This window comes from Flavobacterium sp. AC274 (genome assembly GCF_979258275.1).
In genome coordinates, this window is the sequence record NZ_OZ409852.1 from 4,648,651 (window position 1) to 4,670,719 (window position 22,069).

The window sequence follows — 22,069 nt, forward strand, 5'->3', positions numbered from 1 at the left end:
GTAAAAAAGACAACCCGAAACGGTTGTCTTTTTTTCTTAACTAATGTTTAACAAACCTTACTCTATAATATTTAGTAAGAATTATTATCTATGTAAATCAAAATCAAAACAATGATTACAAAAAAGTTTACTACGTTTCTAATTATTATTTTTACAATCTTTACTTCATTTGCTCAGGAAAAATTTACTTTAAGCGGCACCATAACCGACTTTAAAAACAATGAAACCTTAATTGGCGTCAACATTTACATTCCCGCACTAAAAATTGGAACCACAACTAATGAATACGGTTTTTATTCACTTACAATTCCATCAGGTGAACATCAAATCGAGATAAGTTATGTTGGTTATCAAACCATTCAAAAAACAGTTGTTTTAAATCAAAATACCAAAAATAATTTTGCCTTAAACGAAGGCGGCGGCGAAGAACTTCAGGAAGTTGTTATTACCGACAATAAAGGAAAAATCAACATCAAATCGCCGGAAATGAGTGCCAATAAACTTTCGATTGCCACCATAAAAAAAATGCCGGTAGTTTTAGGTGAAGTCGATGTTTTAAAATCTATTTTACTACTTCCCGGAGTTACAAATGCAGGCGAAGGTGCATCAGGATTCAACGTTCGTGGCGGAGGTGCAGATCAAAATTTAATTTTATTAGACGAAGCAACAATATTTAATTCATCACACGTATTTGGTTTTTTCTCTGTTTTTAATCCTGACGCTATAAAAGATTTAAAATTATACAAAGGCGGAATTCCCGCACGCTATGGCGGAAGAGCTTCCTCAGTTTTAGATATTTATCAAAAAGACGGAAGCAGTAAGGATTTCCATGTAAATGGAGGAATCGGATTAATTTCGAGCAGAATTCTTGCCGAAGGTCCGATAGTAAAAGACCGAGGTTCATTTTTAATTGGAGGAAGAGCTTCTTACGCACATTTATTTTTAAAATTATCCGAAGAAAATAAAGATAACTCTGCATATTTCTACGATTTAAACACCAAATTGAGCTATAAATTAAACGACAATAACAGTTTGTATTTATCCGGTTATTTTGGTCGTGACGTGTTTAGTTTAAACAAAAGTTTTACGAATATTTACGGAAATTCAACTTTAAACCTTCGTTGGAATCATTTGTTTTCTGATAAATTATTCTCGAATTTATCCTTGATTTACAGCGATTATTATTACGGTTTAGATCTTGATTTCGTTGGTTTCAAATGGGATTCGGGAATCAAAAATTATAATATTAAATACGATTTCAAAAACTATATTTCAGATAAATTCAAGCTGAATTACGGCTTAAACGGAATTTATTACGAATTCAATCCCGGAACTATAAAACCAAGTAATGCAGAATCTGGAATTAACCCGGATCAATTAGATAAAAAATACGCTTTTGAACCCGCCATTTATATTGATGCCGAAAATCAGCTTTCGAAAAAAATCACAGTCGCTTACGGACTGCGTTATAGTTTATTTTATCGTTTAGGTTCTTCAACAATCAATTTATACGAAAATAATAATCCTGTTGTTTTCAATTCAGATTTAGAGATTTATGAAAAAGGAACGCCTATTGGAACCGAATATTATGGCAAAAATAAATCCATAAAAAACTACAATAATCTGGAACCGAGATTTTCAATTTCTTATCAGCTAAATGACGATCAGGCGGTAAAAGCGAGTTATAACCGAATGGCACAATATCTTCAGTTAATTTCGAACACCTCATCACCTACTCCGCTAGATGTCTGGATGCCAAGTGACACTTATATCAAACCACAGATTGCAGATCAGGTTGCTTTAGGTTATTTCAGAAATATAAATAATGGAGCATATTCTCTCGAAGTCGAAAGTTATTATAAAGAAATTCAAAATCGTCTTGACTATATTGATGGTGCAGATTTGATTGCTAATAATGCCATAGAGCAGGTTATTTTAAACGGGCAAATGCGTGCTTATGGTTTAGAAATTATGTTCAAGAAAAATGAAGGCAAATTTAATGGATGGATATCCTATACATTGTCAAAATCAGAACAGCAAACGCCGGGAAGAACACCTGAAGAAACGGGAATAAATAACGGACAATGGTACAATTCTGCTTATGACAAAACACATAATTTAGCCATTACCTCTGCTTATAATTTAAACGAAAAATGGTCTTTTGGAGCTAATTTCGCCTTACAATCAGGACAGCCGGTTACTTATCCGAACGGACAATACGAGTATCTTGGCATTACTGTTCCGAGTTATGGTTTGCGAAACGAACATCGTTTACCGGCATATCATCACCTTGATGTTTCGGCTACTTTAACACCACGCAGCAATAAAGACAGAAACTGGAAAGGCGAATGGGTTTTTAGTATTTATAATTTATACAATAGACAAAACGCAGCGTCAATAAACTTCCGTCAAAATGTCGATACAGGTTATAATGAGGCTGTAAAAACATCTATTTTCGGGATTGTTCCTGCTGTTAGTTATAATTTCAAGTTTTAAAAATCACTTTTCTGTCAAAAGAATTAAAAATACAAATCATGAAAAAAGCAATCTTGTTAATCGTATTTTTCATATCGATTTTCTTCACAAGCTGTGAAGAAGTTGTTGATGTTGACTTAGATACTGCTCCATCAAAATTAGTAATCGAAGGCGCCATAAACTGGCAAAAAGGAACCACAGGCGCACAACAAACAATAAAACTAACCACTACAACGGGTTATTTTGAAAATGTAATCCCAACTGTTTCAGACGCAATTGTATTTATAAAAAACAGTGCAGGAGAACAATTTGATTTTGTTGAAGTTCCTAACTCAGGTCGATATGTTTGTAATAATTTCAAACCTGTAATCGACGAGCAATATACCTTAACCGTTATTAGCAACGGAAATACTTATACTGCAAGCGAAATCATGAAATCTGTTGCTCCAATAACACGAATGGAACAAAATAACGAAGGAGGATTTACAGGAAAAGACATTGAAGTAAGGGCTTTTTACAATGATCCGGCAGGTGTAGACAATTTTTATTTGTACAATTACGAATACTCAAATAAAATTACCTCAAATTACTATGTTGATGACGATAAATTTTTTCAGGGAAACGAATTTTTCAGCCTTTCAGATGATGATGAATTAAAACCCGGAGACAAAATCAACATAACACATTATGGTATTTCAAAACAATATTATAACTACATGAGTATTTTGGTTAGTATTGCCGGCAGTAATGTGGGCGGACCATTCCAATCCCCACCTGCCACTGTAAAAGGAAATATCATGAACACGACAGACAAAAGCAATTATCCTTTGGGGTATTTTTCGCTTAGCGAAACCGATTCAAAAACATTTACTATAGAATAAGCATGGAAGCCAGAATTGAAAATTTAGCAGAAAAAAAATTAATCGGCAATTACATTAAAATGAATTTTATCGAAAATAAAACATTTCAGTTATGGAATGGTTTTATGCCACGCCGAAAAGAAATCAAAAACTCAATTGACTCTAATTTGTATTCACTTGAAGTATTTCCGGTTGGGCATTTTGATAATTTTGATCCCGGTAGTTCCTTTCAAAAATGGGCTGCGATAGAAGTTACAGACTTTGAAGAAATTCCTTCTGAAATGGAAACCTTAATTATTCCGGCTGGTTTATATGCAGTTTTTACACACAAAGGCCCAGCAAGTGAAGCACACACAACCTATCATTCTATTTTTGTTGAATGGCTTCCAAATTCAGCATATACGGTTGACGAAAGACCGCATTTTGCAATTATGGGTGAAAAATATAAAAAAGACGATCCAAATTCTGAAGAAGACATCTGGATTCCGATAAAAACCAAATAAATAAGATTATGCTTATCGAAACTTTAAAATCGTTATTTAACCGCGACCTGAACAAACTTAAAATAGAGATAGAATCGTACCAAAGTGAAAATCAGCTTTGGGCAATTGATAAAAATATTTCAAATTCTGCAGGAAATCTTTGTTTGCACTTAATAGGAAACATCAATACTTATATTGGTGCCGAACTTGGGAAAACAGGTTATATTCGTGACAGACCTTTAGAATTTTCATTAAAAGATATTCCTAAATCAGAATTAATCAGCAAAATTGATGCTACAATTTTAGTAGTCAATAACGCTCTCGATTCATTAACAGAAGCAGATTTAGAGGCTGTTTATCCACAAATTGTTTTTGAAAAAGAAATGACAACAGGGTATTTTCTGGTTCATCTTTCCACACATTTGGCGTATCATTTAGGACAAATTAATTATCATAGGCGTCTTATTTAATTTTAGATTGCATTTTAGATTTTAGATTGAAAAAACGCATATTTAAAAATATTTGCCACAGATTAAAAGATTCATCTATGCTAATCTCTTAATCTGTGGCAAAAATTTAAAATCTGAACTCTAAAATCTAAAATACTACCCGTACCTTTGCATCACAAAAAAATCAGCATGTCATCACACCATATAGTTCGCGACGATCAGGAACCTGCTTTAATTATTGCCAACGGAGCTGCTTGCAATCCCGAATTATTAGGACAATTGCTGGAATGGTCTCCGCTTGTTGTCGTGCTTGATTCTGCTATTGAAAGAGTTATCGAACTGGACATTAAAGTCGACGTACTTTTAGGTGATTTTGATCGTGGTTTTGATCCCGAAATTTATAAAACCTCGCAATATCCAATCGAAATTGTATACGCGCCGGATCAAAACAAAACAGATCTTGAAAAAGCTTTTGATTATTTAATCGAAAGAAAAATTCCTGCCGTAAACGTTGTTTGGGCGACCGGAAAACGCGCAGATCATACCATTACAAACCTGACCAATATCGTTCGTTATCGCAATTTACTTAAAATTGTAATTCTCGACGATCATTCTAAAATATTTTTATTACCCAATAAATTTGAGAAATGGTATACGGCAAAAACTCCCATTTCCCTGATTCCAATTGGGGTTGTAAACGGTATTTATTCAAAAAATTTACAATATCCTCTGCAAAATGATACGCTTACAATGGGCTACAGAACCGGCAGCAGCAATTCAGTCGCTCAAGACGGACTTGTAACAATCACGCACAATAATGGCGATTTATTATTGATGGAATGTATTGATTAGAAGCTGTTTCCTGCTATCCGCTTGTATCTTTTTCTGGCTAAAAAGCCAGAAAAAGGATACCGCTTCTATCAGGGCTAGGGCAATCGTTTCCATAAGATGATTTATTGCAGAAAATTACGTTAAAACACAAACAAGAAGCCACAATTTATAAAAACCAATCAATGAAAATAAAATTAATCCTAGTAGTATTATTTATAATAAATTATTCTTTTGCACAAAATAAAACTTTCAAAGACAGTCAATTTAATTGGACAATCAATGTTCCTGAAGGCTGCACTATAATTAAAAGTAAGGCTTGGCTTAAAGAAAAAAATGAAGAAAATAGAAAAAAAGGATACGAAATAGAAACCGAAGATAATTCTAAGATAATAGTCGTAATGAGATTTGACAGTTTAAATTATTTTGTAGCATATAGGGATTTTGATTTAAAAAAGTCCAGTGCCTTTATGAATTTAAAGAAAAACATGAATGAGATTCATTCAAAAAAACTAAAAATAACTGGCAAGAATTCTAATGATAAAATACAGATATCAAATTTAGAATTTAACAAATCAAAATTTGACTATAACTTTCCCGATAATTCTTATCTAAGTACTGATGTTTATGGAGCATTTATAAAAAATAAAGTTTTTACAGTATACTTTCAATACACAGATAAGCAAAAGGGTTCCCTCCTAATTGAAAACTTTGAAAAATCAATTTTTCAATAAATAGCACTTTAGAATAATAAAAGAACAGAGCAAAACTGATCTTAAAATCAAATGGTGATTTTAAGAAAAAGGAATGACTATCTTTGCACCCAAATTCACAAAATGAAAGCAACAGACAATTCTGAAAAAAATATTTTACATCCTCGAAATCTTCATCGTTCCCGTTATGATTTTGAACTTCTTATCGCGAATTGTCCAGAACTAAAAAATCACGTTGCGATCAACATTCACGGAAGTGAGACTATTGATTTCAGTAATCCTGTTTCTGTAAAATTGCTTAACAAAGCATTATTACAAACGTATTACGATATTCAAAACTGGAGTATTCCTAAAAATTATCTTTGTCCGCCCATTCCCGGAAGAGCAGATTATATACACTATTTAGCTGATTTACTAGCAGAAACCAATAACGGAATTATTCCGCAAGGTTCTTCAGTTTTAGGTTTAGACATAGGAACTGGTGCCAATTGTATTTATCCAATTTTAGGAAATGCCATTTACGACTGGAGTTTTGTAGGAACAGATATAGATCTAAACGCTATTCAAAATTGCAGCAAAATTATTGAAGCAAATCCAAAATTGATCGATGCGATAAGTTTACAGCAACAAACCGAATCACGTTTTATTTTTAAAAACATTATTACTCCGGAAGACCGATTTACCTTTACGATCTGTAATCCTCCTTTTCATTCTTCTGCCGAAGACGCCAATCAAAGTACGGTTCGAAAAGTATCTAACTTAAATCCAAAGGAAAAGAAAAATACAAATCCGGTTTTAAACTTCGGAGGACATAATGCCGAATTATGGTGTGACGGAGGAGAACTTGGCTTTGTAACCCAAATGATTTTTGAAAGCGCCAAATATGCAATGCAATGTTTATGGTTTACAACTTTGGTTTCAAAAAGAGATAATCTTTCGAGCATTTATAGAACCTTAAATAAAGTAAACGCAGCTTCAATAAAAACAATTGATATGGCTCAAGGCCAAAAAACAAGCCGAATTGTAGCGTGGACTTTTTTGAGCGAGGCGCAGCAAAAAACATTTAAAATAGAATAAAATTCTTACGTATTTATTTTTGTTTACTTTTTTGCATTATTTTTGTACAAATAAATAGGTAATACCTCATTCAGCGTGGCGGTGAAACATCTACCATAAATGTATTTTGGATACATCGCTTTCAGGGTCTATTTTTAAAAACACCAAAGGGCTTAAAAAGCCCTTTTTTTATGCTTATTAATTAAATTGTTTTGTTGTTTACAAATTATAACTTTATGAATACCCTTGAACTTAAAAATATTTTGATTTCTGAAGTAGCAAAAATTGATGATGAATCATCAGCTTTGAAAACAATTTTGGATTGCCGAAAAACCACTCCTAAAAATTATGAGGAACAATATAATGAAGAACTAAAAGTAGCCGAACAAGAAATTCAGAATGGAAATTTTTATTCTCATAATGAGGTTAAAGAGAAAATTAAGACATATCAGCAGAAATTCAAAAATATTATAATTTTGATACTTTAAATCAAAATTATAATACTCGTGAAATTTATATTAATGTTACCTTTAATGTAAATTGAATTTCACCATTATGTCAAAATTACTACCTAAATTTCTTTTATTGTTTCTAATTGTTGGTTGTGCTTCCTCCAAAAAAGTAAAATTTGACGATTATGTTTTTCAGACAAAAAAAGAAAAAAACGCTTATATAACTTCTTACAACAAGGCACTCAAACTTTGGGATGTTCCTTATACCGAAGAAGATATAAAAACTAGTTTTGGAACAGCTCACGTTATTATGGCCGGACCAAAAAATGAAAAACCTTTGGTTTTACTTCACGGAATGGATGCCAGTTCAACAATGTGGTATCCAAATATTAAAGCTTTAGCAAAAAACCATCGTGTTTACGCCATCGACTTTATGATGGAACCTGGAAAATCTACCTTGAGCGCAAAACCCCTTTCACCAGAAGAAATTATTATTTTGTATAACGAAATTTTCAATCATTATAAATTAAAGAACTTTGATATTGTTGCGGCATCACGCGGAGGCTGGATTGCTACATTATTAGCCACACAAAGAAAAAATTCAATAGATAAAATTGTTTTACTGAGTCCGGCACAAACTTTTAAATTTATCGATAAAGTCGGCAAAACGTCATCAGCATTAATGCTGAAACTTTTTCCAAGCGAAAAGAAATTCGGCAAAACATTAGAAACGTTTTCAACGCATCCCGAAAAAATTAGTCCTGTTTATAAAAGACAATTTTATTTAGCCAACAAATACGCAAAATCAAATTCTAGCATGCTTAAAATGCATCCTTTTTCAGATGATGAATTAAAAATGATTGACAATCCGGTTTTGGTTATAATTGGCGATCAAGATGTTATAAATGCCGAAGATAGTTTAGAGCGCGCACAAAAGTATTTATCCCACAATAAAACAAAAACAATAAAAGATGCGGGGCATTTTCTAAGTATTGATCAGTCGAAAATTGTGAATGATGCTATGATTGATTTTTTAAAATAGTTTTTTAGCCACAAATTACACGAATGTTCACGAATTATTTTATGTAAAAATCGAAATTCGTGAATTCGTGGCGATCCTTTTTTATAGATTCCAAACTTCGTATCTTTACAAAACCAAATTTTTCATACGCCAAAAATGAAGTTTCAAGTTTCCTCAGAATATAGTCCGAAAGGCGATCAGCCACAAGCCATACAAAAATTGGCGCAAGGTATTGTCGATGGTGATAAATATCAAACTTTATTGGGAGTTACGGGTTCCGGTAAAACTTTTACAGTTGCCAATGTGATTCAGGAAGTACAAAGACCTACCTTAGTTTTGGCACATAACAAGACTTTGGCTGCACAGTTGTATTCAGAATTCAAACAGTTTTTTCCTGATAATGCCGTTGAATATTTCGTTTCTTACTACGATTATTATCAGCCGGAAGCTTTTATGCCCGTAACAGGTGTTTTTATCGAAAAAGATTTATCTATCAATGAAGAGCTTGAAAAAATGCGTTTGAGTACTACTTCTTCCCTTCTTTCTGGACGTCGTGATATTTTGGTTGTAGCTTCGGTTTCTTGTTTGTATGGTATTGGAAATCCTGTTGAATTTAAGAAAAACGTAATCGAAATTTTCAGAGATCAGGTTATTTCTAGAACTAAACTATTGCACAGTTTAGTACAAAGTTTATATGCCAGAACTGAAGCAGATTTTAATCCCGGAACATTCAGAATTAAAGGTGATACTGTAGAAGTATATCCAAGTTATGCTGATGATGCATTCAGAATACATTTTTTTGGTGATGAAATTGAAGAAATAGAATCCTTTGATGCTAAGACCTCACAAGTTATTGAAAAATTCAAAAGACTAACTATTTATCCCGCCAACATGTTTGTGACTTCTCCGGAAGTTTTACAAGGTGCTATTTGGGAAATTCAGCAGGATTTGGTAAAACAGGTTGATTATTTTAAAGAAATAGGAAAACATCTGGAAGCAAAACGTCTGGAAGAACGAACCAATTTCGACTTAGAAATGATTCGGGAATTGGGTTATTGCTCCGGAATTGAAAATTACTCGCGTTATCTTGACGGACGCCAAGCGGGAACAAGACCTTTCTGCTTGTTAGATTATTTTCCGAACGATTTTTTAATGGTGGTTGACGAAAGTCACGTAACTGTTTCGCAAGTTCATGCCATGTACGGAGGCGATCGCAGCCGTAAAGAAAACCTGGTTGAATATGGTTTCCGCTTACCTGCCGCAATGGACAACAGACCTTTGAAATTTGAAGAATTTGAAGCCTTGCAAAATCAGGTCATTTATGTATCGGCAACTCCGGCTGATTATGAATTACAAAAATCTGACGGAATTTATGTCGAGCAAATCATTCGTCCTACAGGATTATTAGATCCGGTTATTGAAGTTAGACCGAGTTTAAATCAGATTGATGATTTAATTGAAGAAATTCAGGTACGCTGCGAGTTAGATGAAAGAGTTTTAGTAACTACCTTAACCAAAAGAATGGCTGAGGAACTAGCCAAATATTTAACCAAAGTAAACATTCGCTGCCGTTACATTCACTCAGAAGTTGACACTTTGGAACGAATCGAAATTATGCAGGATTTACGTAAAGGTATTTTTGACGTTTTAATTGGCGTAAACTTACTTCGTGAAGGTCTGGATTTGCCTGAAGTTTCGCTTGTAGCAATTCTTGATGCTGATAAAGAAGGTTTTTTACGTAATCATAAATCATTGACCCAAACAATTGGTCGTGCAGCAAGAAATTTAAATGGAAGAGCCATTATGTATGCTGATAAAATTACGGGAAGCATGCAGAAAACGATTGATGAAACGAATTATCGAAGAACAAAACAAATAAACTATAATGTCGAAAATAATGTTACGCCTCAGGCTTTAAACAAAAAAATCGAAAGTGCGTTTACCAAAAATCCTTTAGTAGAATACGAATTAGGACATACACTTTCTGCTGCTGCCGAACCGGAAACGGCTTATATGTCAAAAGCAGAATTAGAAAAAATGATTCGTGAAAAACGAAAATCGATGGAGAAAGCGGCAAAAGAATTAGACTTTCTTCAGGCTGCAAAATTGCGTGATGATATTAAAAAATTACAGGAACAATTGCCTTAATTGTGTTGTTCCTGAAAAACTTTTAATAGCTTTTTAGGATCAATCATTGCATTTGGGGCATTTTTCATTAAATCTAAAACACGTTTTGTAGCCGTTGGGTTTAATCCCATTTCAATGGCAATTTGCTGAATTGCTTTTGCTTCTTTTTCATGCAAAATTCCATCGCAATGCATAATCAAAGCCAATCTGTAAAACTGCTGAATACGCTGAAATTCTGATTTTATAATTTGTGGAATGTTTTCCTGATGAAATAAATCCTGAAAAAGCTTCTGGTCAATATTTAATTCCTGTGCTACAAGCCACAAGAATTCTAATTCGCGTTTGTGCAACTCACCATCGACTGTCGAAAAAGCAATCATTTCTAAAAGTAAACTTCTCTTTTCTTCTTCGGTATTCATCAAATTTATTATTTTTAGCTAAAATATTGTTTTTAAACATAAAACACAAAAAATAGTACGCTTCAAATATATTTACTGTCATATATGAAACTAATAATAAGAGCCTACGACCTTAAATTAAAACATACTTTTAGAATTTCAAGAAAATCAATCGATTTTCAGCCTTCTCTTATTGTTGAATTGCAGGAAGATGATTTTTCAGGTTTTGGAGAAGCAACTTCTAATCCGTACTATAATATTACAATTGAAATTCTTCAAAATGATATTGAACAGATCCGAACTTTAATTGAAGCAACATCAAACGAAACTCCTGATGAATTCTGGAACAAAATAAGTTCCCATTTAGTCCATAACCCTTTTGCCTTATGCGCTTTAGACAATGCTTATCATGACTTATATGCCCGAAAAAAGGGCAAGAAATTATATGAATTATGGAATTATGATATTTCACATAATCCGTTAACGAATTATACAATTGGTATTGGAAGCATTGAAAATATGATTGCCAAAATGGAAGAACTTCCGTGGCCAATTTATAAAATAAAACTGGGAACTCCTGATGATATTGCGATCGTAACAGAATTACGAAAACACAGCGACGCCATTTTTAGGGTTGATGCCAATTGCGCCTGGACAGTCGATGAAACTTTGTCGAATGCTGAAATTTTAAAAAGCTTGAATGTTGAATTTGTCGAACAACCCTTAAAAGCAAATGATTGGGAAGGACAACGTGAAGTTTTTAAAAACTCGGTTTTACCCATTGTAGCCGATGAAAGTTGTATTACTGAAAGTGATATTGCGAAATGTCACAATCATTTTCATGGAGTTAATATAAAACTGATGAAGTGCGGCGGAATTACACCCGGAAAAAGAATGATTGCCGAAGCTAAAAAACTGGGATTAAAAACAATGGTGGGCTGTATGACAGAATCGACTGTTGGAATTTGTGCAATCGCACATTTGCTTCCTGAATTAGATTACGTCGATATGGATGGCGCTTTATTATTGGCAGAAGATATTGCCAGCGGTGTTACTATTAAAAATGGAAAAACATATTATCCTGAGAGAACGGGAACGGGAGTAATTTTGTTCTGACATTCTTTTTAAAATAATGTACCTTTGTAAAAAATTAAACGATGACGAACAACGATATTTTAAAAAAACTTCGCGTGGCTTTGATGCTCCGTGATGACCAAATAGTTGAAATTTTAGAATTAGTCGATTTTAGAATTACAAAATCAGAATTAGGAGCTTTTTTCAGAGCTGAAGATCATGAGAATTACATGGAATGCGGAGATCAGGTTTTGCGCAATTTCCTTAACGGATTGGTAATTCATTTGAGAGGTACAAAAGAAAACCCTAAAAACCCGAATGACGTTTTAGCAAAGCATAAAGCTGAAATCCCAAAAAAGGAAACTTCTAAAGAAAGACCTGAATTTAAAGCAAGTCCAAAAGATGCTGAAAAAGGAAGAGGCGATAAAGCACCTTCTAAAACAGGAACTGCGGCTAAAAAACCTTTTAAGAAAAAACCAGCTTCACCAAAAATTCAGGTTGTAGAAAAAGTGGTTTACAAAAACGGTAAAAATAAAAAATAGTTTCGTTCGATACGTGGTTTAACCGCAAAGAGCGCAATGATTTACGCAAAGTTCGCAAGGCTATATTTAGCTTTGCGAACTTTTCCGTTTAAAGGGATTATAACTATTATAACTACAATCCTATCTTCAAATATAGCCCGCGGTTTCAACCGCGGGAACCCAACGCATATCATACAATATATCTGGACATCCCCGCGGTTGAAACTGCGGGCTATATTCGCAAAGTTTTATCATAAAGCTTTGCGTCCCAAGGCTTCGGGATGCGTTTATATAAAATCCTATAAACAAAAAACTTGCGCTCTTCGCGGTTAAATCAAAAAACCTAAATTTTATTTTCTTCTATTTTCTCAAAGAAAGAATCCTTAAAAGTGGCACCAATTGGCAGTTCTTTTCCATTTATAAATACAGAAAAATTATCTGTTGATTCAATATGTTTCAAAGAAATAACATATGATTTATGTATCTGAATAAAATCTGCTGAAGGCAATGATTCTACTACATTTTTTAAGGATGAATGTGTAATGATCTGTTGTTGTTTCGTGTGAATACAAACATAATTCTGAAGACTTTCTACATACAAAATATCACTCAGAAAAATCTTCTGAAATTTATTCTTTCCATCTGTTTTAATGAATAAAAAATCGGGTGCAGTATTCTGAGCAGCAACAACCGTTTTGTGTCCGGAATTCAATTTTGTGACAGCCTGATAAAAGCGTTCAAATGAAATTGGTTTTAATAAATAATCAACCACATTTAACTCAAATCCTTCTAAAGCAAAATCAGGATATCCTGTGGTAAAAATCACCTTTATATCTTTTGAAATGATTCTTGAAATCTGCAAACCTGTCAATTGAGGCATTTGAATATCCAAAAAAATAACATCGACATTTTGTGTATTTAAAAATTCTAATGCTTTTAATGAATCATTAAAAACGGCTGCTTTTTCTAAGAAATTTACTTTTCCAATATAATTTTCGAGAATACGCGTTGCAGGCGGTTCATCATCAACAATAATACATTTTAAAGCCATAAATTATTTTTTTAGTGGTATTTTTAAATAGGTTTTAAAGGTATTGTTTTCTTCTGTTTTTTCAAGTACAAATTGGTCTTTATAGGTGTACTCTAACCTTTTTGTCAGGTTTTCAAAACCAATTCCGGTTGAAGAATAATTTTCACCTCCAACATTATAATTAAAAGTTGAAATTTCTAAAAAATCCTCTTTTATGCGGATTGAAATAACGGCTTTTTCTTCTTCACTATTAAATTTTCCATGCTTAAAAACATTCTCTACAAAATGAATTAATGCCGACGAAAGAACTTTTTCATTCGAATAATTTCCTTGAATAGTAAAATCCAAAAACAACTGATCTTCAAATCGTTTTTTCTGCAAATGAATGTAGTTTTGAATGAATTGAATTTCTTTTGAAAGCACCGCTTCATCTTTGTCTGTTTCTGTAATGACGTAGCGAAGCAAATCAGAAAGAACCAAAACATCTGCCGCCATTTCATCTTCTTTCAGAATCAGCTGACTGTAAAAAGAATTTAATGTATTAAACAAAAAATGCGGACTAACCTGCGCTTTCAGCATTTGAAATTCAGCTTTTTTGTTTTCTAAAAGTAATTCCTGATTTTGTTGCTGTGTATGCTGGAACTGCCAAAACAAATAACTCAGCATGCTAAAAATAACAGACGGTAAACCAAAGAAAAAATTGTCTTTAATGTAAAAGATTATTTCTCTGCTTCTTTCAGAATAATTATGAACTCCCGTAAATTGAAACATAATCACTTCCTGAAAAAAGTATCTGACACCCGCAAAAATGAGTAAAGAAAATGGAATACTCAAAAAGTAAAAATGAATTTTCTTTTTATTGAGAAACCAATCGCATACCGTATAAAAATTGATAATATAAACCACAAAAACGGAAAGAATAAAAGTCGAGGTCATCCAGAAATAGAACGTGGTCTCCTGTACCATCTCAATTCGGTTGTTGATTCCGTAATCCCAGAGACAGTAAGTTAAAAACAATCCGAGAAAAAGAATGATATGGTAGTAAAAAGGAATTTTAAGCTTCATAATATCAGTTATAAGTTCAAAAATACAATTATGACTTTAAATAAAAACAGTGTTTATATGAAACCCTACTTTTTTGATGACAAACTATGAAAAACTTTATACAAACATTTTGAAAGCAAAATTTCAGCAGTTGATCCAATGAAACTTGTAGTTCATCAAAAACGAAAAAAACGCTTGAAATCTGCCTCTACATTTACAATGAATTTAAATACAAAATCACCATGCAAAAAATCATTTTATTACTAGTCCTTTTTACATTTAACCTATCATCTGCTCAAACGAAAAAGAAACAAATTCTGTTAATCGGAACTTTTCATTTTGCAAATCCGGGAAATGATATCGCTCAAATCAAAACGTTCAACATTATGTCTGAGAAAAGCCAAAAAGAACTTGAAACCATAAGTGACAAAATCAAGAAATTTGGACCAGATAAAATTTTTGTCGAATGGAAATTTGCCCAACAAAATGAATTAGACAAGTTTTATAATAAAAACACAGACAGTCTTTTTAAAAATAGTAAAAATGAAATTACGCAGTTAGCACTTCGTACTGCAAAAAAATTGAATCACAAAAGATTATATGGAATTGATTACCGTACTCGTTTTCCATATGACAGTTTAATGATGAGCATGGAAAAAGCGGATCAGAAGGATTTAATGGAAAAGAACACAAAAATGACGGAAAAATTCGAGAAGGATCAAAACGAAAGAATTTCAAAAAGTACTTTAACCGAACTTATGCTTTACTTTAATAAAAAAGAAACTGACAGAGAGAATATACAATGGTACTTAGAAGTCGCAAACAGAACCGGAAAACCAGATGATTTTACAGGTGCTTCTTTAGTTGCAAATTGGTACAAGCGAAACTTATATATGTATTCTTTAGTTCAAAAATTAACAGAAAGCAAAGACGAAAAAATAATGGTTTTACTTGGTGCAGGCCATGCTGCAATGCTGAAAGAATTTATCGAAAATGATCCAACATTTGAACTTGTAGAATTGTCTACAGTTTTGAAATAATTAATTTAACCGCAAAGGTTTACGCAAAGCACGCAAGGTTTTTTAGCCACGAATTCACGAATTATTTTAGACAAACAACTTTGCTTTATAAAAAAGATTTTAATTACAAAACCAATCTTCAAATATAGCCCGCGGTTTCAACCGCGGGAACCCAACGCATATCATACAATATATCTGAACGTCCCCGTGGTTGAAACCACGGGCTATGCTGAAATACAATCCGCGAAATTTTATTGATTTAACTTTGCGTTTGTATTCACAATCCTTGGCAAAAAACCTTGGCGTCCTTTGCGGTTAAAAACAAAAAAAATCCCTTCGAATATCGAAGGGATTCCTAATATAATTGAATTTCTTATTTGATTAAGATAATGCAGCTTTAACTTGGTCTGCAGCTTCTTGAAACTGAACAGCAGATAAGATTGGCATACCAGAGTTGTCAATTAATTCTTTTGCAATTTCAGCATTTGTTCCTTGTAAACGAACGATAATTGGCACTTTAATAGCATCACCCATATTTTTGTAAGCGTCAACAACTCCTTGCGCCACACGGTCACAACGAACGATTCCACCAAAAATATTAATTAAAATTGCTTTTACGTTTGGATCTTTTAAGATAATACGGAAAGCAGTTTCAACACGTTTTGCATCAGCAGTTCCACCAACGTCTAGGAAGTTAGCAGGCTCAAAACCAGCGTATTTAATTAAGTCCATAGTTGCCATTGCAAGACCAGCTCCGTTTACCATACATCCTACAGTACCGTCAAGATCTACATAGTTCAATCCTACTTCTTTCGCTTCAACTTCGATTGGGTTCTCCTCACGGATATCTCTCATTTCAGCATATTTTGGTTGTCTGTATAAAGCATTATCATCGATATTTACTTTAGCATCAACAGCCATAATTTTGTTATCAGATGTTTTCAAAACCGGGTTGATTTCAAACATAGAAGCATCAGAACCAATGTAAGCATTGTAAAGTGCGTCGATGAATTTCACCATTTCTTTGAAAGCATTTCCAGAAAGACCTAAGTTAAAAGCAATTCTTCTTGCCTGAAAACCTTGTAATCCAACAGATGGATCAACTTCTTCAGTAAAAATTAAGTGTGGTGTGTGCTCAGCAACTTCTTCGATATCCATTCCACCTTCAGTAGAATACATGATCATGTTACGACCTGTTGCTCTATTCAATAAAACAGAAACATAGAATTCAGAAGTTTCACTCTCACCAGGATAGTAAACATCTTCAGCTACTAAAACTTTGTTTACTTTTTTACCCTCTGCAGAAGTTTGAGGAGTAATCAATTGCATTCCGATAATTTGTCCTGCAATTTCTTCAACTTGTTGCAAGTTTTTAGCTAACTTAACTCCACCACCTTTTCCACGACCACCTGCGTGAATTTGTGCTTTTATTACGTGCCATCCTGTTCCGGTTTCGGCAGTTAATTGTTTTGCAGCAGCCACAGCTTCAACTGCATTGTTAGCCACAATTCCGCGTTGAATGCGTACTCCGTAACTTGCTAAAATTTCTTTTCCTTGATATTCGTGTATGTTCATAATATAGAATTTGTCTGGTTCTGAATTTAGTTCAGAATAAAAGTGCGACAAAAATAGCAAAATTCAACTTAATAGTAAAATGTTTTTCAATTAAAAAAACCACTCTGATACATATTAGATTGTTATTCTTTTTAAAAGAAAACAAACGGTTAAACAATTGTATGTAAATTGTTAACTAAAAAACACTATTTCGTTTGAAATTTAACAAAACAATCAGTGATTTCAATAGCTCCCAAAGGATTTTTCCTAATATAATTTAAAACATATTGTGATTTTATCATTTAGCAATGGTTTCTATAATGTTATTATCATTTAAGAACTCTTTTTCTACTATTACAACAAAAATGTAAGTGAAAATAGATTTTTGATACATTATGTTTAACGAAATCTTTATTTTTGTAGAAAAAATATCAAGAATGAGAGTTAAAGAACAAGGGCTTTATTTGCCTGAATTTGAACACGACAATTGTGGTGCAGGATTTATTTGTAATTTGAATGGTATTAAATCTAATGACATCATTCACAAAGCATTGGACATCTTAATAAAATTGGAACATCGTGGTGCAGTGAGTTCTGACGGACGAACTGGTGATGGAGCAGGAATTTTATTTGATATCCCTCATGACTTCTTTAAAAAAGTATGTGACTTTGAAATCCCTGAAACGCGTGAGTATGCAGTAGGAATGGTTTTTTTACCAAAAAGCAAAAACCAGGTATCTTTTTGCATGAAAACATTTGAATCAACAGTTAAAGATCAGAACTTAAAGATCTTAGGCTGGAGAGATGTACCTGTTGAAGTGGAGAATTTAGGGCAGATCGCCGCAGAAAAAGAACCAACAGTTAAACAGGTTTTTGTTAGCAAAAACGGTCAGGAGTTAACTGAAAATGAATTTAATGCAAAACTTTTTGCAGCTAGAAAAATTGCTGAACATGCTATTAGAGGATCAAAAACCTCTGAAAGCCATATGTTTTATTTCTCTAGTTTATCGACAACTACCATAATATATAAAGGTTTATTGATGCCGGAAGACATCAGCCGTTATTATGTTGACTTAAAAGATCCCGATTTAGTGACTCGTTTGGCGCTTGTACACCAACGTTTCTCTACAAATACTTTCCCTTCATGGGATTTAGCACAGCCATTTAGATACATGTGTCATAATGGTGAAATCAATACGCTTCGTGGAAACGTAAGCCGTATGCGTGCCCGTGAAGAATTAATGCAAAGCAAAGTTTTTGGTGAAGACATCAAAAAATTATTCCCAATTATCTTAGAAGGAAAATCAGATTCTGCGTCTATGGATATGGTGGTGGAACTTTTATTAATGACTGGCCGTTCATTGCCTGAAGCGATGATGATGGTTGTTCCTGAAGCTTGGGAAAAACACCAGACAATGTCTCCTGAAAAAAGAGCATTCTACGAGTTTAACGCTTGTATTATGGAACCTTGGGATGGTCCTGCTTCTATTCCGTTTACAGATGGTAACGTAATTGGTGCCTTATTAGACAGAAACGGATTGCGTCCTTCTCGTTATACTTTAACAAAAAGCGGTTTCGTAATCATGTCATCAGAAATTGGTGTATTGGATATCGATCCCGAAGATGTAATTCAGCACGGTCGTTTAGAGCCAGGGAAAATGTTCCTTGTGGATATGAACGAAGGTCGTATTATTGAGGATGAAGAAGTTAAAAAAGCGATAGTTACAAAACGCCCTTATCAGGAATGGCTAGACGCAAACTTATTGCCTTTATCTAAAGTTCCGTACACAAATAATCCAACTCCTGTTGAGAAACTGGATTTCTTAACGAGACAAAAATTATTTGGTTATACAATTGAAGATTTAAAAACAATCATCAACCCAATGGGTGGTCAGGGAGCTGAAGCTATTAGTTCTATGGGTAACGATACACCTTTAGCAGTTTTATCAGACCAGCCTCAATTGTTGTACAACTATTTCAAACAATTATTTGCTCAGGTTACCAACCCGCCTTTGGATGGTATTCGTGAAGAAATTATTACTGATATCAGTTTAGCGGTTGGTGGAGATTTCAATATTTTTGAAATTGAATCAAAACAATGTAAAAAACTAAAAATCCAAAATCCGGTTATTTCTAACGAGGATTTAGATAAAATAAGAAACATTGATCACGCAGATTTTAAATCGGCTACAATTTCTACTTTATATAAAATAGAAAAAGGAGTTAATGGTTTAGAGCGCGCTCTTGAAAAATGTGTTCAGGCAACATACAAAGCAGTTTCTGAAGGTTGCAATGTTATCATATTATCAGACAGAGGTGTTAGTGAGCAAATGGCTCCAATTCCTATGTTATTGGCTTGTTCTTACATTCACCACTCTTTGAACATTTTACAGGTTCGTTCAAAATTCGGAATCATAATCGAATCTGCAGAGCCTCGTGAACCGCATCATTTTGCTTTATTGTTTGGATATGGTGCAAGTGCGATCAATCCATACATGGTAAATGAAATCATTCACGATCAGGTTAACCAAGGATTTATTAAAGGTGTAAAAGCTGATTATGCAATTGTAAATTACAATAAAGCGATTGCAAAAGGAATCGTTAAAATCATGAACAAAATTGGTATCTCTACTTTACATTCGTACAGAGCTGCCCAGATTTTCGAGATTTTAGGTTTAAACAAAACATTTACTTCTAAATACTTCCCTTACACACCTTCAAGAATCGAAGGAATTGGCTTGATGGAAGTAGAAAAAGAAGTGAAGAAACGTTTTCAAAAAGCATTTCCAAATTCAAAAGTGGCCAATTTGCTTCCTTTAGAAATTGGAGGAATTTACAGATGGAGACGTGGCGGAGAAAAACACATGTTTAATCCAACAACTATTGCTAAATTACAACAAGCTGTTCGTTTAAACAGTCCTGAAAGTTATAAAGAATACTCTAATATGGTCAATGAGCAAAGCTCTAACCTAATGACTATTAGAGGAATGTTTGAATTCAATAATTTAGATCCAATTTCTATTGATGAAGTAGAACCTTGGACAGAAATTGTGAAAAAATTCAAAACAGGTGCTATGTCTTACGGATCTATCAGTAGAGAAGCACACGAGAATTTAGCAATTGCAATGAACAGAATTGGCGGAAAAAGTAACTCTGGAGAAGGTGGTGAAGATCCAAAACGTTTCCAGAAAGAAATTAACGGAGATTCCAGAAACAGTGCGATCAAACAAGTTGCTTCGGGACGTTTTGGAGTTTCGATCAACTATTTGACAAATGCTAAAGAAATTCAGATTAAAATGGCTCAAGGGGCAAAACCTGGTGAAGGTGGTCAGCTTCCTGGAGAAAAAGTAGTGCCTTGGATTGCCGAAACCAGAAACTCTACGCCTTATGTAGGTTTGATTTCGCCTCCGCCTCACCACGATATTTATTCTATTGAGGATTTATCTCAGTTGATTTATGATTTGAAAAATGCAAATCGTGAAGCACGTGTAAACGTAAAATTAGTTTCTGAAGTGGGTGTTGGAACTATTGCTGCCGGTGTTGCCAAAGCAAAAGCTGACGTTATTCTTATTTCTGGTTATGATGGAGGAACTGGTGCTGCACCATTAACTTCATTACAACACACTGGAATTCCGTGGGAACTTGGTTTAGCAGAAGCTCAGCAAACTTTGATCTTAAATGATTTAAGAAGCCGTGTGGTTTTGGAGTGCGACGGACAATTGAAAACAGGTCGTGACGTAGCTATCGCTGCATTGTTAGGAGCTGAAGAATTTGGTTTTGCAACTGCACCGCTTGTAGCTTCGGGATGTATCATGATGAGAGCTTGTCACTTAAATACTTGTCCGGTTGGTATTGCAACTCAGGATCCTGAATTGAGAAAAAATTTCAAAGGAACTCCGGAGCATGTAATCAACTTTATGTATTTTATTGCTGAAGAATTAAGAGAAATCATGGCACAATTAGGTTTCAGAACCTTAAAAGAAATGGTGGGTCAATCACAAAAATTAAATGTGAACAAAGCGATCAAACATTACAAAGCCAATGGTTTAGATTTATCATCAATTTTATACAAACCGGAAAAAGCGAAAACGGTTCCGAATCACAATACGACTGAACAAGATCACCAACTTGAAAATGTATTGGATTTTGCAATCATCAAAGAAGCAATTCCTTCTATTTATAGAAAAGAAAAAACAAGAGTTACATTTAAAATTAAAAATACAGACCGTTCTGTAGGTGCCATTTTGAGTAATGAAATCTCAAAAATCTATGGTGCACAAGGATTACCTGATGACACTATTTTAGTTGATTTTGAAGGTTCTGCCGGACAAAGTTTTGGTGCTTTTGCAACAAACGGATTGTCGTTTAAAATTCACGGAAACTGTAATGATTATTTAGGAAAAGGACTTTCCGGAGGAAAATTGATTATCAAAGTCCCTCCTACTGCAACCTTCAAACCTGAAGAAAACATCATTATTGGTAACGTTGCCCTTTACGGAGCTATTACCGGAGAGGCTTATATTAATGGAATGGCTGGAGAGCGTTTTTGTGTGAGAAATTCTGGAGCAACTGCTGTTGTTGAAGGAATTGGAGATCACGGATGCGAGTACATGACCGGTGGTACAGTGGTTGTTTTAGGAAAAACAGGAAGAAACTTCGCGGCTGGTATGAGCGGTGGTGTAGCTTATGTTTACGATCCAAATCAAAAATTTGATTCAACTCTATGTAACATGGAAATGGTTGCATTTGATCCGATAGAAGAAGAGGATGTTACAAAACTAAGACGATTGATTAAAAACCATTCATTGTACACAAGCAGTCCATTAGCAAAAAGAATTTTAGCAGACTGGGAAAATGAGCAGAAACATTTCGTAAAAGTAATGCCTACTGATTACAAAAAAGCATTACAACGAATTGCAGAAGAGAAAAAAATAGAAGAATTAATAGCTGGATAAAAATCAATTTC

General features: G+C 33.8%; 18 protein-coding genes. 14 read left to right on the plus strand and 4 right to left on the minus strand.

Annotated elements, in window-relative coordinates; all coding sequences use genetic code 11:
- Positions 1 to 111: 111 nt before the first annotated feature.
- The 10 genes from ACZZZT_RS21115 to uvrB all read left to right on the plus strand — a co-directional run bounded on the left by ACZZZT_RS21115 (position 112) and on the right by uvrB (position 10,484).
- Positions 112 to 2,496: a TonB-dependent receptor gene (locus ACZZZT_RS21115; protein WP_463461815.1), complete on the plus strand. Its 2,385-nt coding sequence runs from the start codon at positions 112 to 114 to the stop codon at positions 2,494 to 2,496.
- Between the two features lie 38 nt (positions 2,497 to 2,534).
- On the plus strand, positions 2,535 to 3,356 hold the full coding sequence (locus ACZZZT_RS21120; RefSeq protein ID WP_463461816.1) for a DUF4249 domain-containing protein: 822 nt from the start codon (positions 2,535 to 2,537) through the stop codon (positions 3,354 to 3,356).
- A gap of 2 nt (positions 3,357 to 3,358) precedes the next feature.
- A complete protein-coding gene (locus tag ACZZZT_RS21125; protein WP_463461817.1) occupies positions 3,359 to 3,838 on the plus strand; it encodes a GyrI-like domain-containing protein in 480 nt (159 codons plus the stop codon).
- An 8-nt stretch (positions 3,839 to 3,846) separates the two neighbouring features.
- Positions 3,847 to 4,287, plus strand: a complete 441-nt coding sequence (locus ACZZZT_RS21130) for a DinB family protein (RefSeq protein ID WP_073393068.1) — start codon at positions 3,847 to 3,849, stop codon at positions 4,285 to 4,287.
- A gap of 168 nt (positions 4,288 to 4,455) precedes the next feature.
- Positions 4,456 to 5,118: a thiamine diphosphokinase gene (locus tag ACZZZT_RS21135; RefSeq protein WP_463461818.1), complete on the plus strand. Its 663-nt coding sequence runs from the start codon at positions 4,456 to 4,458 to the stop codon at positions 5,116 to 5,118.
- Positions 5,119 to 5,279: 161 nt separating this feature from the next.
- Positions 5,280 to 5,828: a hypothetical protein gene (locus tag ACZZZT_RS21140; protein WP_463461819.1), complete on the plus strand. Its 549-nt coding sequence runs from the start codon at positions 5,280 to 5,282 to the stop codon at positions 5,826 to 5,828.
- A 102-nt stretch (positions 5,829 to 5,930) separates the two neighbouring features.
- Entirely contained in the window at positions 5,931 to 6,884 is a 954-nt protein-coding gene (gene rlmF / locus ACZZZT_RS21145) for a 23S rRNA (adenine(1618)-N(6))-methyltransferase RlmF (protein WP_463461820.1), read from the plus strand.
- A gap of 215 nt (positions 6,885 to 7,099) precedes the next feature.
- On the plus strand, positions 7,100 to 7,351 hold the full coding sequence (locus ACZZZT_RS21150) for a hypothetical protein (RefSeq protein ID WP_073393062.1): 252 nt from the start codon (positions 7,100 to 7,102) through the stop codon (positions 7,349 to 7,351).
- Between the two features lie 67 nt (positions 7,352 to 7,418).
- Positions 7,419 to 8,357 carry an alpha/beta fold hydrolase gene (locus ACZZZT_RS21155; RefSeq protein ID WP_463461821.1) on the plus strand — a complete coding sequence of 313 codons (939 nt, stop codon included), beginning with the start codon at positions 7,419 to 7,421 and terminating at the stop codon, positions 8,355 to 8,357.
- Between the two features lie 135 nt (positions 8,358 to 8,492).
- Positions 8,493 to 10,484 (plus strand): excinuclease ABC subunit UvrB, encoded by a 1,992-nt coding sequence (gene uvrB / locus ACZZZT_RS21160; protein WP_463461822.1) that lies wholly within the window; start codon positions 8,493 to 8,495, stop codon positions 10,482 to 10,484.
- Here uvrB and ACZZZT_RS21165 read toward each other — a convergent pair.
- Positions 10,481 to 10,882, minus strand: a complete 402-nt coding sequence (locus tag ACZZZT_RS21165) for an excinuclease ABC subunit B (RefSeq protein ID WP_073393058.1) — start codon at positions 10,880 to 10,882, stop codon at positions 10,481 to 10,483. The genes uvrB and ACZZZT_RS21165 overlap by 4 nt on opposite strands.
- A gap of 84 nt (positions 10,883 to 10,966) precedes the next feature.
- Between ACZZZT_RS21165 and ACZZZT_RS21170 the strand changes: the two genes are divergently transcribed.
- Entirely contained in the window at positions 10,967 to 11,977 is a 1,011-nt protein-coding gene (locus ACZZZT_RS21170) for a dipeptide epimerase (RefSeq protein WP_463461823.1), read from the plus strand.
- Between the two features lie 41 nt (positions 11,978 to 12,018).
- Positions 12,019 to 12,477, plus strand: coding sequence for a DUF1456 family protein (locus ACZZZT_RS21175; protein WP_042566559.1), 459 nt, complete (start codon positions 12,019 to 12,021; stop codon positions 12,475 to 12,477).
- A gap of 322 nt (positions 12,478 to 12,799) precedes the next feature.
- Here ACZZZT_RS21175 and ACZZZT_RS21180 read toward each other — a convergent pair whose 3' ends face one another.
- Complete coding sequence (locus tag ACZZZT_RS21180; RefSeq protein WP_463461824.1) at positions 12,800 to 13,507, minus strand: LytR/AlgR family response regulator transcription factor; 708 nt, start codon at positions 13,505 to 13,507, stop codon at positions 12,800 to 12,802.
- A gap of 3 nt (positions 13,508 to 13,510) precedes the next feature.
- Positions 13,511 to 14,551 carry a sensor histidine kinase gene (locus ACZZZT_RS21185; protein ID WP_463461825.1) on the minus strand — a complete coding sequence of 347 codons (1,041 nt, stop codon included), beginning with the start codon at positions 14,549 to 14,551 and terminating at the stop codon, positions 13,511 to 13,513.
- A 221-nt stretch (positions 14,552 to 14,772) separates the two neighbouring features.
- Here ACZZZT_RS21185 and ACZZZT_RS21190 point away from each other — a divergent pair, with 221 nt between their 5' ends.
- A complete protein-coding gene (locus tag ACZZZT_RS21190; RefSeq protein WP_463461826.1) occupies positions 14,773 to 15,570 on the plus strand; it encodes a DUF5694 domain-containing protein in 798 nt (265 codons plus the stop codon).
- 360 nt (positions 15,571 to 15,930) lie between these two features.
- Here the strand turns inward: ACZZZT_RS21190 and sucC are convergent, their stop codons facing one another.
- Entirely contained in the window at positions 15,931 to 17,124 is a 1,194-nt protein-coding gene (sucC, locus tag ACZZZT_RS21195) for an ADP-forming succinate--CoA ligase subunit beta (RefSeq protein ID WP_042566560.1), read from the minus strand.
- A gap of 416 nt (positions 17,125 to 17,540) precedes the next feature.
- On the opposite strand from sucC, the gene gltB reads away from it, so the two are divergent.
- Positions 17,541 to 22,058: a glutamate synthase large subunit gene (gltB, locus tag ACZZZT_RS21200; RefSeq protein WP_463461827.1), complete on the plus strand. Its 4,518-nt coding sequence runs from the start codon at positions 17,541 to 17,543 to the stop codon at positions 22,056 to 22,058.
- Positions 22,059 to 22,069: the final 11 nt, after the last annotated feature.